The sequence below is a fragment of the Halomonas sp. 3A7M genome, from assembly GCF_014897875.1.
In the GTDB taxonomy this organism is placed as follows: Bacteria; Pseudomonadota; Gammaproteobacteria; order Pseudomonadales; family Halomonadaceae; genus Vreelandella.
Window position 1 is genome coordinate 1 of the sequence record NZ_JABUZD010000009.1, and the last position, 1,870, is coordinate 1,870.

The 1,870-nt window shown below is 45.1% G+C and carries 2 protein-coding genes and 1 pseudogene; all 3 read left to right on the forward strand.

From position 1 onward, the window contains the following. On the forward strand, positions 1–568 hold a 568-nt coding region (locus tag INT19_RS00540), incomplete at its 5' end, for a hypothetical protein (RefSeq protein WP_226924400.1). Next, a complete protein-coding gene (locus tag INT19_RS00545) occupies positions 505–1,296 on the forward strand; it encodes a hypothetical protein (protein WP_193059304.1) in 792 nt (263 codons plus the stop codon). The genes INT19_RS00540 and INT19_RS00545, both read left to right, overlap by 64 nt. Before the next feature lie 210 nt (positions 1,297–1,506). After that, positions 1,507–1,870 (forward strand): annotated as a pseudogene (locus tag INT19_RS00550) (hypothetical protein); the annotation flags it as partial.

Sequence of the window (1,870 nt, forward strand, 5' to 3'; positions counted from 1 at the left end):
GGTGTTGATAGGGAAAGTATCGGCGCCAGCTTCACGGATTCAGGGTATAGACAAGCACCTATCGTTTTCTCTACAGTTTTCATCTATTACAGAAGAACATGCTAATCAGCTTAAAGAGTTCTCTGATTTACCACAAAACATTTCATCTTATATTAACGGCTTTGACTTGGATCTTCCTCAGGAAGAATACAACGACCTTAGATACTCTTATAGGGTTTTGTATGTTCCAAAATCAGTTAATCACAAAGGACAGGCTGATAAAGTAATCGAGTTTATTCCAGCAAACTCCCCAGAAGCAGAAAAATTAAACAAAGAATATGTATTAATAAAAGAAAAGGAAAAACAAAAATATCTCCCTAGTGAGATTGTGAGAATTATTGGTGGCATGGGTTACATAAAATTCAAACAACATCATCATACTATTCTGTGGCAGTCAAAAAAAGCAAAGGAAAAAGGTAAGAGTTATGGAGTTCAAGTTGCGAAAACTTGGTACTGGTATGATTCGTGGCTAAAGGAGGTGAAAAAGCACTGTGCAGAGAATGCGAGAAAGTATGGCAAAAACACATAACAAGTTGCTGCACGTGGAAAAATACTCGTTATGCTCCCAATCTTCCGGTGAGCAAAGCGTTAAGTGAGGGGTATACATTGAACAGTGAAATAGTCACAATTATTGGTAGTTCGTACTTTGAAGCTATCAGCGCTCTGCTAGAAAGACTGGATAAGCACGAAAAAGGCAGTTCGTCAGGTTTTCAAGTTGGATACTATGAAAGCGGTTTTGCAGCCTCTATCTGTATTCTTTCAGTAGTCGCCCTTGAGTCATACGTTATGCGGACTCGATATATTAACAATGCAGTAGGATCTGATCTCAACAGGCTGGCAGTTCCAGAGTATTTGAAAGGGATTTACCCAGACTTTCCTCTTCATGAGGAAACAACAGAAATCTTCGTTGTGAGGGATCTTTTAGCCCATAATCATCTTTGGGAAATGCAGCTTGAGCTAGAAGAAGGCGTAGGCATGAAAGAGAAAGACTCCACAAGAAAAAGCTCAGGAGACAAGAAATTTTTGGGTTGCGTTGATCGAGGTTCAGGAAAAACTCGATGTTTTGGCCTAAACGTCGTGCCAATAAAGGTTGGAGCTGAAGATGCCAGAATTTCTCTCAAGATAATGTGGCGCGTTTTGTTGTTTCTAGAGGCAAAAAACAGAAATCAATGCTACGTCTCTCACCTTCATGTAATTCATAAAGGGCGTCAGTTTAAGATGGGCGAGCTAGTGGGGTTGGCAGAGACATGCACATAACAAGGCCAGGCAAGCCTACGGTTGATGGAGACATTACATCAGAATCCTCTTAAAGTCCGCTCTTGGCCGAAATCGGAATGCACGAACACCCCATGGTGCGCGTGCCACGCCCATCAGGAAATCCGAAACCAAGTCGATCCCGCGCTTAGCCAATGAATACGATACCTTTGAGCGTTGCCTTGCGTATCGAGACCAGCGCGGCAGAGATATTTGGGGCACCCGCCGCTGGAAGGAGTTGTTGCTAGGGATGCACGCTCCGTCACGCGTCATCGTGAACGGCCTGCTGACCCGATAACGGGCGTTTACCATTACGAGCGTCCCACTGGGACAACACTCTGGGTAGCGGCTTGGTATGCGTTGATGCCCGACGGTTCACGCAAAAAACGCAGCGCTCAGTTCAGTTACGGTACGTCACGCACCCGCTATGCGATCTCAGAAGAAGCGATGCAGGCGGCGATTAAACGGCGGCAAGAGGAGGAGGCGCGCTGGTACTGTGTCGTGGGTAAGCGCGATCAACGGCGCGTGAACCAATGTAAGCGTTCATCCTACGACGTAGTTGACCTACTTCACGTCA